This is a genomic window from Lampropedia aestuarii (assembly GCF_004803635.1).
Classification (GTDB): Bacteria; Pseudomonadota; Gammaproteobacteria; order Burkholderiales; family Burkholderiaceae_C; genus Lampropedia; species Lampropedia aestuarii.
In genome coordinates, this window is the sequence record NZ_SSWX01000010.1 from 14,795 (window position 1) to 28,543 (window position 13,749).

Below are 13,749 nucleotides of genomic sequence, written 5' to 3' on the forward strand. Positions count from 1 at the left end.
GCGGCTGCGTGGAGGTTGTGAACAAGCTCTAGGACAGGTGGCCATAAGCCCACGCCACGTTGAGCATGGCCAAAAAGACCAGTGCGACCATTGCAATCAACAGCACCCGCGACTGCACCCATTGGTGCTGTTCAGGCGTAGCAGCCAGTTGGCAGGCCATTTCTATTTTGGCAGGCGAGGCCATGAGAAACAGCGCGGCGCTGACATTGTGAACTGCCATAAACGGCAAAGGGGCGACACCCAGCGCTTGGGCAATTTCCGCTTGCGTGGCTGCAAACATGGCGTTGGCTCCGGTAGTCGAGCCTGTGAGAAAACCGCCCAATGCGCCAACCAAAGGGGCTGCAGCCAGGTAGAACATGCCGCTGCGAGCCAGGCTGTGCGCGAGCTCGGCGGCCATGCCTGAGATCGCCATCACAATCCCCAGCAGAACAAACCAACCAGTGACTGGCGCAACGTGGGTCCAGGACGTCCAAGCGCGTTGCAGACTGGCTCTTGCGGGTAAGCCACGCGAGAACCACAGAGCAGCCACATAGAGCCACAAGGCCGGTGAGGTAAGGGCGCGCCAGGCACCTGTCAGCGCCAAAGTGCGAGTTAGGACTGCGCCTGCCAGCACGCCGAGCAATAAAACGGCATAAGCGGTGAGCGCACGACGGCTTTGCTGATTGAGGGGGATGGGGGGGCGCGACGCTTGCTGCGCTGATGTGCGGCGGCCCAGACTCAGCCAGAGCAGCATCATCACCAAAGAACCCAGCGCACCTGCTGGAGCCGTGCCAAACAGGGTGTTGAAGAGCGCAATGAAGCTGGCCAAGAGCAAACCAGAAAAAGCGCCCTTGAGTAAGCCGCTCCAACGTTGCTCGAGCGGGCTGGTCAGCCAGGCCGCCGCCATGCCCACCACCGCCATTGGCACCATGCTCACCAGGGCTGATGCCACGCCCAGCGCATCAAAACTCAACTGGGCCATTGTGGCTGCAACCAAGGTGCCTGGGCCCATCGAACCCCAGGGCACGGCACACAAACCTAGCAAGCCCAGCAGCGCCACTTTGTGGGCAGGCAGGCCCAAATGGCGCAACAATGGAATGCCAATCGTGATGCCGATGCCAAAGCCGGTCAATGATTCTGCAAACGGTGTCACGCCATGCACGACCAAGAGCACCGCTCCTGTGCCTTGGCCGGTTCGACTGACGATCCAGTGGGACAGGGCTTGCTGTGAGCCGCTCGCGTTGAGGATGTCGGCCAGTAGCAATCCGCCGCCGACAATCAATAGCACCTCCAGGACCATTGGCAGCCAATCGCCAACGGCTGCAAAGGCTTGCTGCGCCGTGATAGGAAAGGCAATGGCGCTTGCGATCAGCGCTAAGATGACCCCAAGCAAGGCAGCGCGTGCAGAGCGCATGCCCGCAAGCAAGCCTGCGATGACGGCCAGAATCGGGATGGTGCTGAGCAAGAGAGGCATCGGAAGATGGTGTTTGTTTCGTATTTGAAAATTATATTTCCCAAAAGAAAAATTGCAAACTATGGCATCTGAACACATTGCCTTGGAGATCGAGCCTGATGTGCAGTTTGGCTTGGCCGTGCGGGCTCGCCGTGCCCAATTGGCGATAACGCTGGACCAGTTGGCGCAAAGCTGTGGTGTGACTGCCGGGGCGTTGTCAAAGGTCGAGCGCGGCCTGCTCAGTGTGAGTTTGCGCAATGCGGTGGCAATTGCCGAGGGCTTGGGGTGTTCGCTGAGTGATTTGCTGCAAACCACCACGGCTGCGCAGGTCACGCGCGCCGGTGAGCATGCCCGCTTTAGCCATACGGAAACCGGTATCGTGCGCCAAGGCTTGGCCAGGCCTGCGCCGGGCATTGAGTTGCTGCACTACGAAGTGCCGGTAGGCCAGCAATCGAGCCACTTTGCCGCGCACCGCAGTGGCACGCGAGAGGTGTTTTATATCCTCAGCGGGCAGGTGCGGGTCTGGATGGGCGGCGAGTCGGTGCTGCTCGCTGCAGGCGATACTGCGTTGTTGGCGATGGACATCGAGCACCGCTTTGCCAATGAAGGGCAAGAGAGCGCGCGATTCGTTTTATTGGTGGTTCAAGGCCGCTAAGAACGTGTTGACGATCTAAGCAAGCGCTGCGACGACGTGATCAGGCCTTGTCAGGCTGCCGCTGGAATGTTTTTGTAGGCCGCATTCAGGCGTTGCATGGTCTCGGTATTGAGCGTGCGCTGCGCCCGATCCCAATGGGCGGTGACACGCTCAATATCGCTTTGCAGCTGCTGCGCGGTCTGGATATCGCCCGATTGGGCAGCCCAAATGGCGTATTCGGCATAGGCCTGAAAGCTGCCAAAACGGGCAATGGTTTCTTCAAACTGGTTGCGCGCCGCATCTTGCTGGCCATTGGCAGACAAGGCCTGGGCCAGCAAAATAGCCACTTCTTCGGCGCGTACGCCCTGGTTTTCCTGCTCCAAAAGATCCAAATAATGCAGTGCCTGTGTAGCCTGGCCTGACAGCACATAGGCTTTGGCCGCGCCCAGCTGGATGTCGACATCGTTGGCAAACGGGCCTTGCAGACAGTCAGTGTAAGACTGTGCGGCTTGGGCATATTCACCTGCCTGCAATTGCGCATGGGCTAAGCGCAGGCGATTTTGCGCGGTGGGCGTGTGCTCCCAGGCTTGCCCAGCCTCGCGCAGCTCACGGCCAGGGTCCAGCAGCTGCTCCGCTGCGGTGACTACCTTATGGCTTTGGCGTTGCATCCGGTAGTCATTCGGATAGTACACGGCGAAAAAGTAAATCGCACTGCCCAGCAACGGAAAGAAGAACAGCAGCAATAGCCAATATTTAGACTGGCCTGAACGCAATACATGTGCGGCAAAGAAAAGCGCAATGATCAGGTGTAAGCCGACTCCTATATACGGCATATGGCACTCACTTTCTATGGCTGTTACGCAGCGTCAATGACGCCTCGATTGTACTGGGCCGTCGTGCAGCGTGGTCGCTAGCCAGCCAAGGCAGTGCTTGGCATGGCATGAGCGCGATGGCTTGGTATTTATTGGCCTGCAGCAATCGCGCTTTCGGCTTTGCCCACCAGGTCTTCGCCAATTTGCTTCTTCCATTTGTCATACACGCCGCGTGTGGCATCGACAAACTGCTGGCGTTCGGCATCGCTCAGGTGGTGGATTTGTACGCCCTTGGCTTCCAGGTCCTTCCACTGGCTTTGGTCATCACCGGTCATGCCTTTGCGGGCAATCGCAATTTGCTGCTGGGCTGCATCCAGGGCCGCCTGGCGCACAATCGCCTGGTCTTCTGGTGTCCAGGTATTCCAGATATTTTCAGCGACGACGAAAATCAATGGGTCAGCGACGTAGCCCCAGGCCGTCAGGTGTTTCTGGTCGACATTTTCCAATTTTGCGGCAGCAAACACCGACACCGGGTTTTCTTGCCCATCGACTGCGCCCGAAGCCATTGCCGGTTGTGCATCGGCCCAGCTCATTTGCACTGGGTTGGCACCCAGGGCCGTCATCGTGTCCAAGAACAGCGGTGAGCCCACGACACGCAGTTTCAGGCCTTTGAGGTCGGCTGGGGTTTTGATCGGGTGCTTGGAGTTGGAGACTTCACGAAAACCATTTTCGCCCCAGGCCAGCGGCACGACACCGCGTTTGCTCAGCTGCGCAAACAAGTCCTTGCCAACCTCGCCTTGGGTCAAGGCATCAATGGCTGGGTAGTCGGGCATCAGAAATGGCAGGGCGAACAGGTTCAGCTCTTTGACTTGTGGCGACCAGTTGATGGTCGAGCCCACGGCCAAATCAATCACACCTTGGCGCAGCGCCGTGAATTCGCGGGTTTGGTCGCCGCCCACCAGCGAGGTGCCAGGGTAGAGTTTGATGTTAATGCGCCCATCGGTGCGCTCTTTGACCAGATCGGCCCAAATCTCACCGCCCTTGCCCCAGGGGAATGCGGGGCCCAAGACCAGCGACATTTTGTACTCTGGCTTGTAGTTGGCTTGTGCCATGGCCGGCGCTTGCAGTGCCAGCCCCAAGCCTGCAGCCGCGCAAAGGCTGAGCATCAGTTGGCGTAATTTCATGGCTTAGTCTCCTTGTGGTGTGTGCGAAAAAAATCACAGTAGTGGCGCAGTGCGCCGATCAATAACCCAAATAACGTGGCAAGCCAGTGGCCAGACCTGGCCAGATGATGACCATCATCATCACGCCCAGTAAGGACAACAGGAACCAGCCAACCCACGGCATCGTGCTTTGAATATCGACACCGGCCATGCGGCACGACACCATCAGGTTCACGGCCAACGGTGGGGTGAATTGGCCCAGTGCCACATTCAGTGTGAGCAGCACGCCAAACCACACCAGATCCCATTCAAAAATCTGCGCAATCGGCAGCAGCAAAGGCACAAAGATTAAAAAGACCGAAATGCCATCGAGGAACATGCCAAACACCACCAGCAGCAAGACCACCAGTGCCAGCACCGCGTACTCGCTCAGGCCACTGCTGGTAATGGCTCGTGCCAGTGGATCAATGATGCTCATCGTCGAGAGCGCGTAGGCAAAAATACTCGCCAGGGCCACGATGATCAGGATGATGGCCGACAGCTCTGCGGCTTCACGGAAAATATGGAACAGGTCTTTGAACTTGATCGTGCGGTAGACCACCATGCCCACAAACAAGCCGTAGTACACGGCCACCACGGCCGCTTCGGTCGGGGTGAACCAGCCCATGCGCATGCCGCCAAGAATCAAGAATGGCGCGGCAATCCCCCAGGATGCTTCGCGCAAGCTGCGCCAAAACGGCGGCCGTGGCATATGCGCTTCGCCCGCGCCCATGCCGTTGCGACGTGAGAGCCAAATGGCCGGCACAATCAAGGCCAGTCCCACCAAAATGCCTGGAACGACGCCTGCGGCAAACAAGGCTGGCACCGAGGCACCAGGCACCAGGACGCTGTAGACAATAAAGGCAATCGAGGGTGGAATCAGAATATCGGTCGAGGCGGCCGCGCCAATCACCGTTGCGTTGAACGGGGCCGGGTAGCCGGCTTTGCGCATCGCCACCACCATCACACCGCCTACAGCGGCCGCGCAGGCTGGGCCTGAGCCAGAAATGCCGCCCAGGAACATCGCCACCAAAATCGCCACCATCGGCAAAATACCTGGGCCACGGCCGAAGATCGCGACAGCCAGATTGACCAAGCGCGCAGCGACGCCAGAGCGGTCAAAAATCGAGCCGACCAGCACAAACATCGGAATCGCCATCAGCGGGTATTTGGCAATGCCGGCATAAAAGTTTTGCGGAATGGCCATCAAGCCAAACATGGGGGCATCCCAGTTGGCCATCGCAATCGCGGCAGCGCCGCTAAAGCCCAAGGCCACACCGATCGGCACGCCCACCACCATCAACACGGTAAAGACCGCGAACATCATCAAGGCGATTTCGGTCATACGGCTTCTTGGTTGTTGGCGCTCTTGTTGGGTGCGCGCCAGGCACGCCAGGCCACGCCCAGCGCTCTGAGCGCAATGGCCAGCGACAGGATCGGCAGCCAAACGGTGTAAATCCATTTGGGCAGACCCAGGCCCGGCGAGGTTTCTTCAAACCGGAATTCATCCCAGGCGAGCTGGCCGCCCAGCCAGACCATCATCGCAAACATCGCCACCACCGCCAGCGCTGCAAACACCGCCAGAAAGCGGCGTGGGCCGGGGCCAACGCGGCTGGAGAGGTAGTCGATCTGAATGTGGTTGTTGCGCGCAGCCGCCGCACTGCCGGCCACCAGGGCCAAGAGCATCATCAGAAAAATGGATATTTCTTCGGTCCAGGCAAACGAGGTGCTGGTGAAGTAGCGGGTCAGCACATTGCCCAAGGTAATCAAACTCAGCAGCGCCAGCAAGGCCACGGAGATGCAGTCCTCAATCGCCAGCGGGACTTTGGTTGTAGGCTCGGCAGGGAGGGCGAGGATGTCCAGATCCTGCGCTGGCGAGTCGCTGGCGCTCGCTGTCGTGTGGTGGGGCTCAGAGGGGGTCACAGTCTCTCCAACGTATTCGAATGCAGCAATCTTTATGTTGCAGTGCAGCGGCACGACCTTAGCATGGCTTGCCTGGGTGCTGGGATAGGGAAGTCCGGGATGCGAATACAAAAAAATTGTCCCAAAAGTGTGCTTGGCGGCCTTTGGCAACACATGGCGGCAAGAGCCGCGAGTACCATGTGCATGAGGCGGCCTATCGCGGACAGCCGCCAGTATTTCGCTGTGAAAGGAAGGTATGGGCAAAACGGTCATTGTTCTGGGCGCTGGTATGGTGGGCGTCAGCACGGCAGTGCAGCTGCGTATGCGCGGCGATCAGGTGATCTTGCTCGATAGGCGTGGCCCTGGGCAAGAAACCTCGTATGGCAATGCCGGTTTGATTCAAAGCGAGGCCGTGCAGCCCTATGGCTTTCCGATGGGCCTTGCGCCGCTGTGGAAGGTGGTGCGCAAAGCCGGTGTCGATGTCAACTACCACCTCGATGCGCTGCCCAGCCTGGCGGGGGTATTGGCGCAGTACCGGCGCAATTCGCAGCCCGCATCCTATGCCCGCATTGCGCTGGAGTTCAGCCGCTTGGTCGCGCACGCGATTGCCTCGCACCAGGAGTTGATGGATGTGGCTGGCGGCCAGCATTTGGTCAGCCAACATGGCTGGATCAAAGTTTTGCGCGCTCCACGTGATGTCGCGGCTTTGGTGGCACTGGCCCAAATTTTGGAGCGCGAATTTGGCGTGCCCCACCAGGCATTGGATACGGCAAGCCTGGCGCAGCTAGAGCCCCAATTGCGTGGCTTTGCTGGTGGCGTGCACTGGACCGAACCCTGGGCCGTGAATGATCCCGGTGCCTTGGTGCAGCAGTACAGCGATTATTTTGTCCAACAAGGCGGCCAGCTGGTGCGTGGCGATGCGCTGAGCCTGCGCGCTGACGGCAGTGGCTGGCAGGTCGACAGCCAGCAAGGACCTGTATCGGCTGAACAAGTGGTCATCGCGCTGGGGCCTTGGGCCCCGGAATTGACACGCCCCTTGGGTTATCGACTGCCGCTCTTTATCAAACGCGGCTACCACATGCATTACCAATGCCAACCGCTGAGCCGCCCGGTCCATGATGCGGACAACGGCTTCATGCTGGCACCGATGCAGCGTGGCTTGCGTTTGACCACCGGGGCTGAGTTTGCACGCATGGGGAGCCCAGCCACGCCTGTGCAGTTGGCCAAAGCCGAGGCCATTGCCCGCACGATGGTAGATCTGGGGCCTGCCGTGGAAGACCAGCCCTGGCTGGGCGCGCGGCCTTGCACGGCCGATATGAAACCAGTGATTGGTGCTGCGCCCAAACACCAGGGCTTGTGGTTCCATTTTGGCCATGCCCACCAAGGCTTTACATTGGGGCCAGCAACGGCCAAGCTGCTGGCGCAGCTGATGCATGGCGAAGCGACCTTGGTCGATCCCGAGCCATACAGCCCACTGCGCTTTATGTGATGAACACGTTCTTACAGCGAGCGCAAACACTCCAGCGCTTGCTCAATCCGTTCGACCCCATGCACTGTTAAACCTTCAATCGGTTTTTTAGGGGCGTTTGCTTGCGGCACGATGGCCACGGTAAAGCCCAGCTTGGCCGCTTCGCGCAAGCGCTCCTGGCCGCGCGAGGCGGGCCGCACCTCACCTGCCAAGCCGACTTCGCCAAAGGCGAGAAAGCCTTTAGGCAAGGCCTGGCTGCGCAGTGATGACTGGATCGCCAGCAAGATCGCCAAGTCGGCCGCAGGCTCGCTGATGCGCACACCGCCCACTGCATTGATGAACACGTCCTGGTCGTAGGTCGCCACGCCCGCATGGCGGTGCAGCACGGCCAGCAGCATGGCCAGGCGTTCACGGTCCAAACCGACCGATAAGCGCCGTGGACTGGGGCCGCCGGTGTCCACCAGGGCCTGGATTTCCACCAGCAGGGGGCGGCTGCCTTCTAGCGTCACCAAGACGCAACTGCCAGGCACAGGTTCGTTGTGTTGGCTCAAAAAGATCGCGCTGGGGTTGGAGACACCTTTAAGGCCAGTCTCGGTCATCGCAAACACGCCAATTTCATTGACTGCACCAAAGCGGTTTTTGATCGCGCGCACCAGGCGGAAGCTGCTGTGCGTATCGCCCTCAAAATACAGCACCGTATCGACCATGTGCTCGAGCACGCGCGGACCGGCAATCGTGCCTTCCTTGGTCACATGGCCTACCAAGACCACGGCAATGCCTGTGTTTTTGGCCAGGCGCGTCAAATGGGCGGCGCATTCACGCACCTGTGCGACTGAGCCAGGCGCCGAGCTGAGCTGGTCCGAGTACAGCGTTTGGATTGAGTCGATCACCGCCACTGCGGGCTGGTGGGTCTCAATCGCTTGGGTGATCTTTTCCAGGCCAATTTCGGTCAGGATGGGCACCTGGCTGTCAGGCAGACCCAGGCGGCGTGCGCGTAGCGCGACCTGCGCGCCACTTTCTTCACCGCTGATGTAGAGCGTGGGCAAGCCCATGCGTTGCAGCCGATCAAGCGCTTGCAGCAACAGCGTGGATTTGCCAATGCCGGGATCGCCACCGATCAGCACCACCGAGCCCTCGACAATGCCGCCACCCAGCACGCGGTCCAGCTCGCCCAAGCCGGTGGCCGAGCGCGCCACATCATTGGCTTGAATTTGCGACAAGGGCGTAATGGGCTGGGCACTGGCGCCGGCGTAATGGGCGCTGGCCAGCCGGTTCTTGCTCTCGGCCTTGGGCGCGGCAGCGGCGGTTTCGACCAGCGTATTCCAGGCCTCACAAGCTGGGCAGCGGCCCAACCAGCGCGGCGAGCTGGCGCCGCAGTTCGAGCATACATAGGTGGATTTATCGCGTGCCATACAGACTCCCTGTCATCGTGGACTTAGTGTTCATGCGGATGCCGGCGAAACAGCCAGGTGCTGCGGATCGCGAACGAGGCAATGTACAGCAGCACATCCACCCCGGCCTTGGTGATCACCGGTGGCCAGTGCCAGCTACTGACCAGCCATTGCACCGAGCTGGCTGAGGCCAGCATCATCGCCACGGCCAGCACCACATAGCCCAGCACCTGGTGGTGCAGTGCGTGGCGGTGCTTGCCTTTGAAGACAAACAGGCGGTTGCCAATGAAGTTGAACAGGGCCGAGAGCAGGCGTGCCAGCACGACCGAGCCAAACACATGGCCAGTGATGTGCAGAAACAGCGCAAACAAGGCCAGGTCGAGCACAAACGAGGAGCCCGCCAGCGCCAGATCCTTGAGCAAGGTGCCATAGCGTTGCCAGGCCTTGTGCCACTGTGGGGGCAACCAGGAAGGGGGCAATGGGGTCATACAATCAATCGCGGTTGGGGCGATCAAGCCAGTGGGCCAGTACGGCGCTTGCAGTATGCGCCGCAGTGGCATGGCTTGTGTGCCTGCCTGCCCGCATAGCAGAGGGCAAAGCCGCGATCATACCGACAGATGCGCCGCTGGCGCAGGCTGTGTGTGACGGAATGTGCGTGCAGGCCCAGGCGCCGGCATTGGGATGCCCGCTTGCGTATTGCGCTAAAGTATGGCGATCCATTCAACTGCAGTGTGAGACCTTGTATGATCAAATTCACTGCGCACTCCAGTGCGCCGATCCAGTATCTGAACGCCGATGCCAAACACCTGCTGAGAATCATCGGCAAAGACGACAGCAGCGCCCAGGGCATCATTACCGAAGAGCAATTGCCCGCTGCGCTGCAGGCGCTGGAGCAAGCGATTGAGCGCGAAGAAGCCGCACCAGAAGCGGGCACTGGCTCGCCGCAGCATCTGCCTGAGCACGCGTCCGACCACAACCCGCATGCGCACGATGCGGATGACAAAGATGGGCCAGCCCAGGCTAGCGTGTCCTTGAGAAAACGGGCCTTGCCTTTTCAACAATTGTTGCGCCAGGCGCAGCAAGACAAGGAGTTTGTGGTCTGGCAGGCCTGAGATGATGAACAGTCTTCAGAGGGCCGGAGCAATAGGCTTACTGTCGCTAGAATAAAAGCCAAGTGCCCATTGCGTGGGAACTTGGCTTTTTAACAGGCGCAGGCAGCTGAGCTGCCGATCAATTAATGGTGGTGGCCATGTTCGCCATGGGCGTGGCGGTGCTGAATTTCTTCATCGGTGGCCGCGCGCAAGCCCAAGACGCGCACGACAAAGCGCACGTGCTGGCCAGCCAGTGGGTGGTTGCCATCGAGCTCGACCTGGGCGCCCTTGATTTTCACAACGCGAAAAACCTGGGGCTGGCCTTGCTCGTCAGCGGATTGCAATTGGCCGCCGACCTTGGTGCCCGCAGGCAATTCGGCTTTGGGAATCAAACGCACCAGGCTTTCGTCGCGCACCCCAAAACCGTCTTCTGGGGGCAAGTCCACGGTGGTGGAGTAGCCCACGCTTTGGCCTTCAAGAGCTGCTTCAATTTTAGGCAGCAGGTTGTCGTAGCCGCCATGCAAGTAGGCCACTTCTTCGGCTTTGTTTTGCATGGGATTGCCCTTGGCATCGTCGATGCGGTAGCGGATGGTGACGACGGAGTTGGCTTGAACGGTTTCAGAGGACATAAGGGCTCACAAAGGAACGATTGAACGCACAGAGTACAGGGCAACTGAGACCATGCATTCAGATAAAACAAAAATAACAGTGGTATTTTAGGTGCTGTGCGCGATGTGCACACAGGCTGCGCTAACGGCCATGCTGTGCACAAGGCTGGATGCGTGCTCAATTCTCGGCAGGGCTGTCTTTCAAATGCGGGCCCAAAAGACCCGCCAAGGCAAACATGCCGACGCGGTCCTGGCCCAGCACAGCGCGCAGCTTGTCGTCGGCGACGATGGTGCGTTTGTCTTTGGGGTCTTGCAGGTTATGGGCCTTGATGTAGTCCCAGATCTTTTTCATCGCCTCGGTGCGCGCAACTGGCTCTTGGCCAATCACCGCTGCCAAAGCTGCGCTGGGCTGTTTGCCTGCTGCGGGTTTGCGGGTGCTGGTTTTCTTGGCTGCAGCTTTCTTGGCCGGTGCTTTCTTGGCGGCGGCTTTGGTCGCTGCTTTGGTCGCAGTTTTTGCTGCAAAACGGCTGGGCTTGCCACCTTCTCGCGGCTCAAACGCAAAACCGACCTTGCCCGCCTCCGCATCCCAGGTCAAACGGGCTTTGAAGGTGCGGCGTGTGCGGTTGGAGACAAACTTGTCCAACACATCGGTTTGGCCCTCTGCCAGCAATTTGCGGATCTGCTCAGGCTCAATCGGCTGCTGCAAAATGATTTTGCCCACTTTGAATTGGCTGCTGGGCTTGGGGTTTTGGACGGTAGGCACGGCCAACTCGCTCACATAGCTATTGCCCCATTCGTAGACCTGACCTTCGTCGGCAGGCGATTTGCCCAGCGGTGTCAGGCCGCTGAAATCGGCCAGCTCGCCGCTTTCGGCGGCTTTGTCGTCGCCAAAGTCAAACTCCAGCTTGAAGTTGTTGCGCTCGGCATCTGGCACCAGCGTCAGCTCGGCCGTGAATGGCCAGCCGGCTTTGGAGCGGAAACCTTCCAGCGGGCCAATCTTGTGGTCGCGCACCAGTTGTTCGGCTTCAGCGATCTCAAAGGTGCGGCCTGCGGGTGATTTGGTGAACGAGAAGCCGCAGCCTTCGCTGTGGCCGTCCTGGCCGGTGCACGCAAAGCGGCGGTAGTTTTCCTTGACGATGCCGCCGCAATGCGGGCAAGGCGCACTCAAGGTCGCGTAGTCACCAGGGATGGTGTCGCGGTCGTATTCTTTGGCTTTTTTGACAATGCGCTCGGTCATCGCCGCGATGTCAGCCATGAACGTGGCCCGGCTGAGCTCGCCTTTTTCAATCTGGCTGAGTTTGTATTCCCAATCGCCAGTGAGTGCCGCCTGTGACAGCTCAGGCACTTCCAGGCCGCGCAGCAAGGTCATCAGCTGGAAGGCCTTGGCTGTGGCAATCAGCTCACGGCCTTCACGCAGCATGTATTTCTCGGTCAACAAGCCTTCAATGATGGCCGCGCGTGTCGCTGGTGTGCCCAGGCCTTTTTCCTGCATTGCAGCGCGCAGCTCTTCGTCTTCAATGTGCTTGCCAGCGCTTTCCATGGCTGACAGCAAAGTCGCTTCGCTGTAGCGTGCAGGCGGTTTGGTTTTGAGCGCTTTGACCTCGGCGTGCTCGGTCAGCACCTGCTCATTGGCCTGTACCGCGACCAGAGATTTGCCCTCGTCCTTGCTTTTGCCGTCGCCCAGCTCGCCCTCGGCTTCTTTGCCGTAAATGGCCAGCCAGCCGGCTTTGACCAGCACCTTGCCTTCAGATTTGAAGTGCTGCAGTGGGCTGGGCAAGGCAGGCGTGGCGACCTTGCTGATGCGGGTTGTGACCATGTACTCGGCGTTCGGGTAGAACACCGCCATAAAGCGGCGTGTGACCAGGTCGTAGATTTTTTGCTCGGCCTCTGACAGGCCCGATGGTGGCTGCGTGGTCGGGATGATCGCAAAGTGGTCACTCACCTTGCTGTTGTCAAAAATGCGGCGGCTGGGTTTGACAAAGCCGTTGTCCAGCGCATGCGTGGCGTGTGGCGCCAGATGCGTGATGCGGCTTTGCGACAAGGCCATGAAGGTTTCTTTGGCAACGGCCAAATAGTCCTCAGGCAGGTAGCGCGAATCGGTACGCGGGTAGGTCAGCGCCTTGTGGCGCTCGTACAAGGCCTGTGCCAGCGACAAGGTGGTTTTGGCCGAGTAGCCAAACTTGCTGTTGGCTTCGCGCTGCAAGCTGGTCAAATCAAACAGCAGCGGGCTGGCCTGGGTGGTGGGTTTGCTGTGCTCTTCGATCTGGGCCGGTTGTTGGCGCACCGCCTGGGCAATCGCCTCGGCTTGGGCGGCATCCCACAGGCGGTCGGCTTTGGCGTGTTCGTCCTCGCTCTTTTTGAAGGCGGGGTCAAACCACTTGCCCAGGTAGTGCCCGGCCTGGGCAGCAAAGTCGCCGTGGATTTCCCAGTAATCGCGGCTGATGAATTTGCGGATTTGTTCTTCACGCTCAACCACCAAGGACAGCGTCGGCGTTTGCACACGGCCCACGGTGGTGAGGAAGAAGCCACCATCGCGGGAGTTGAACGCGGTCATTGCCCGGGTGCCGTTGATGCCCACCAGCCAGTCCGCTTCCGAGCGGCTGCGTGCGGCATCTGCCAAGCCTTGCATTTGCTGGTTGCTGCGCAGGTTGTTGAAGCCATCGCGAATCGCTTGTGGCGTCATCGACTGCAGCCACAGCCGCTTGACCGGTTTGCCCAGCGGCTGGCGCACGCCGCCTTTGACGGGGCCGGCGTATTGCTCGATCAGGCGAAAAATCAGCTCCCCTTCGCGGCCCGCGTCGCAGGCATTGATCAGCTCGGTCACGTCGGCGCGCTTGGCCAGCTTGGTGACAGCGTTCAGACGCGACTTGGTTTTTTCAACCGGCTTGAGGTCAAAGTGCGGCGGAATCACCGGCAAATTGGCAAAGCTCCATTTGCCGCGCTTGACGTCGAACTCTTCGGGTGCCTGGATTTCGACCAAGTGGCCCACGGCGCTGGTCACTATATAAGAGTCATTCTCGAAATGTTCGTCGTGCTTGGCGAATGCGCCGGAGACAGGCGTGAGTGCGCGCACAATGTCTTGTGCGACAGATGGCTTTTCGGCGATGACCAATGATTTGGACATGGGAATTCTTGGGGCAAAGTGGCCAAATGGCTTTGAATGAGGGACTGCGCCGGCAAAAGCGGTATCGCGCTGGTGCCTGCGGGCA

General features: G+C 59.6%; 12 protein-coding genes. 3 read left to right on the top strand and 9 right to left on the bottom strand.

The window, feature by feature from the left end; all coding sequences use genetic code 11:
- Window positions 1-28: 28 nt before the first annotated feature.
- Window positions 29-1,453, bottom strand: a complete 1,425-nt coding sequence (locus tag E8K88_RS08975; RefSeq protein ID WP_136406331.1) for an L-lactate permease — start codon at window positions 1,451-1,453, stop codon at window positions 29-31.
- A gap of 61 nt (window positions 1,454-1,514) precedes the next feature.
- On the opposite strand from E8K88_RS08975, the gene E8K88_RS08980 reads away from it, so the two are divergent.
- A complete protein-coding gene (locus E8K88_RS08980) occupies window positions 1,515-2,087 on the top strand; it encodes a helix-turn-helix domain-containing protein (RefSeq protein WP_136406332.1) in 573 nt (190 codons plus the stop codon).
- 50 nt (window positions 2,088-2,137) lie between these two features.
- Here E8K88_RS08980 and E8K88_RS08985 read toward each other — a convergent pair whose 3' ends face one another.
- From E8K88_RS08985 to E8K88_RS09000, 4 genes are all read right to left on the bottom strand, one after another.
- Window positions 2,138-2,899: a hypothetical protein gene (locus E8K88_RS08985; RefSeq protein WP_136406333.1), complete on the bottom strand. Its 762-nt coding sequence runs from the start codon at window positions 2,897-2,899 to the stop codon at window positions 2,138-2,140.
- A gap of 128 nt (window positions 2,900-3,027) precedes the next feature.
- Complete coding sequence (locus tag E8K88_RS08990; RefSeq protein ID WP_136406334.1) at window positions 3,028-4,062, bottom strand: DctP family TRAP transporter solute-binding subunit; 1,035 nt, start codon at window positions 4,060-4,062, stop codon at window positions 3,028-3,030.
- A gap of 58 nt (window positions 4,063-4,120) precedes the next feature.
- Complete coding sequence (locus E8K88_RS08995; RefSeq protein WP_136406335.1) at window positions 4,121-5,425, bottom strand: TRAP transporter large permease; 1,305 nt, start codon at window positions 5,423-5,425, stop codon at window positions 4,121-4,123.
- Window positions 5,422-6,003, bottom strand: coding sequence for a TRAP transporter small permease (locus tag E8K88_RS09000; protein ID WP_240754430.1), 582 nt, complete (start codon window positions 6,001-6,003; stop codon window positions 5,422-5,424). Before E8K88_RS09000 ends, E8K88_RS08995 begins: the two co-directional genes overlap by 4 nt.
- Window positions 6,004-6,238: 235 nt before the next feature.
- Between E8K88_RS09000 and E8K88_RS09005 the strand changes: the two genes are divergently transcribed.
- Window positions 6,239-7,471, top strand: a complete 1,233-nt coding sequence (locus E8K88_RS09005) for an NAD(P)/FAD-dependent oxidoreductase (RefSeq protein WP_136406337.1) — start codon at window positions 6,239-6,241, stop codon at window positions 7,469-7,471.
- Window positions 7,472-7,482: 11 nt separating this feature from the next.
- Here the strand turns inward: E8K88_RS09005 and radA are convergent, their stop codons facing one another.
- Both radA and E8K88_RS09015 read right to left on the bottom strand, forming a co-directional pair.
- A complete protein-coding gene (radA, locus tag E8K88_RS09010; protein ID WP_136406338.1) occupies window positions 7,483-8,862 on the bottom strand; it encodes a DNA repair protein RadA in 1,380 nt (459 codons plus the stop codon).
- Between the two features lie 23 nt (window positions 8,863-8,885).
- Window positions 8,886-9,329 carry a GtrA family protein gene (locus tag E8K88_RS09015; RefSeq protein ID WP_168797288.1) on the bottom strand — a complete coding sequence of 148 codons (444 nt, stop codon included), beginning with the start codon at window positions 9,327-9,329 and terminating at the stop codon, window positions 8,886-8,888.
- A gap of 255 nt (window positions 9,330-9,584) precedes the next feature.
- On the opposite strand from E8K88_RS09015, the gene E8K88_RS09020 reads away from it, so the two are divergent.
- On the top strand, window positions 9,585-9,953 hold the full coding sequence (locus tag E8K88_RS09020; protein WP_168797289.1) for a DUF1840 domain-containing protein: 369 nt from the start codon (window positions 9,585-9,587) through the stop codon (window positions 9,951-9,953).
- A 122-nt stretch (window positions 9,954-10,075) separates the two neighbouring features.
- On the opposite strand, the gene E8K88_RS09025 is transcribed toward E8K88_RS09020, so the two are convergent.
- Together E8K88_RS09025 and E8K88_RS09030 are read right to left on the bottom strand one after the other, a co-directional pair.
- A complete protein-coding gene (locus tag E8K88_RS09025) occupies window positions 10,076-10,561 on the bottom strand; it encodes an FKBP-type peptidyl-prolyl cis-trans isomerase (protein ID WP_136406341.1) in 486 nt (161 codons plus the stop codon).
- A gap of 157 nt (window positions 10,562-10,718) precedes the next feature.
- Window positions 10,719-13,664, bottom strand: coding sequence for a DNA topoisomerase III (locus E8K88_RS09030; protein WP_136406342.1), 2,946 nt, complete (start codon window positions 13,662-13,664; stop codon window positions 10,719-10,721).
- Between the last annotated feature and the right edge of the window lie 85 nt (window positions 13,665-13,749).

Coding starts and splice junctions, on each gene's coding strand:
- E8K88_RS08995 (WP_136406335.1), bottom strand. CDS start 5,425: ATGACCGAAATCGCCTTGATGATGTTCGCGGTCTTTACCGTGTTGATG.
- E8K88_RS09020 (WP_168797289.1), top strand. CDS start 9,585: ATGATCAAATTCACTGCGCACTCCAGTGCGCCGATCCAGTATCTGAAC.
- E8K88_RS08985 (WP_136406333.1), bottom strand. CDS start 2,899: ATGCCGTATATAGGAGTCGGCTTACACCTGATCATTGCGCTTTTCTTT.
- E8K88_RS08980 (WP_136406332.1), top strand. CDS start 1,515: ATGGCATCTGAACACATTGCCTTGGAGATCGAGCCTGATGTGCAGTTT.
- E8K88_RS09025 (WP_136406341.1), bottom strand. CDS start 10,561: ATGTCCTCTGAAACCGTTCAAGCCAACTCCGTCGTCACCATCCGCTAC.
- radA (WP_136406338.1), bottom strand. CDS start 8,862: ATGGCACGCGATAAATCCACCTATGTATGCTCGAACTGCGGCGCCAGC.
- E8K88_RS08975 (WP_136406331.1), bottom strand. CDS start 1,453: ATGCCTCTCTTGCTCAGCACCATCCCGATTCTGGCCGTCATCGCAGGC.
- E8K88_RS09015 (WP_168797288.1), bottom strand. CDS start 9,329: ATGACCCCATTGCCCCCTTCCTGGTTGCCCCCACAGTGGCACAAGGCC.
- E8K88_RS09030 (WP_136406342.1), bottom strand. CDS start 13,664: ATGTCCAAATCATTGGTCATCGCCGAAAAGCCATCTGTCGCACAAGAC.
- E8K88_RS09005 (WP_136406337.1), top strand. CDS start 6,239: ATGGGCAAAACGGTCATTGTTCTGGGCGCTGGTATGGTGGGCGTCAGC.
- E8K88_RS08990 (WP_136406334.1), bottom strand. CDS start 4,062: ATGAAATTACGCCAACTGATGCTCAGCCTTTGCGCGGCTGCAGGCTTG.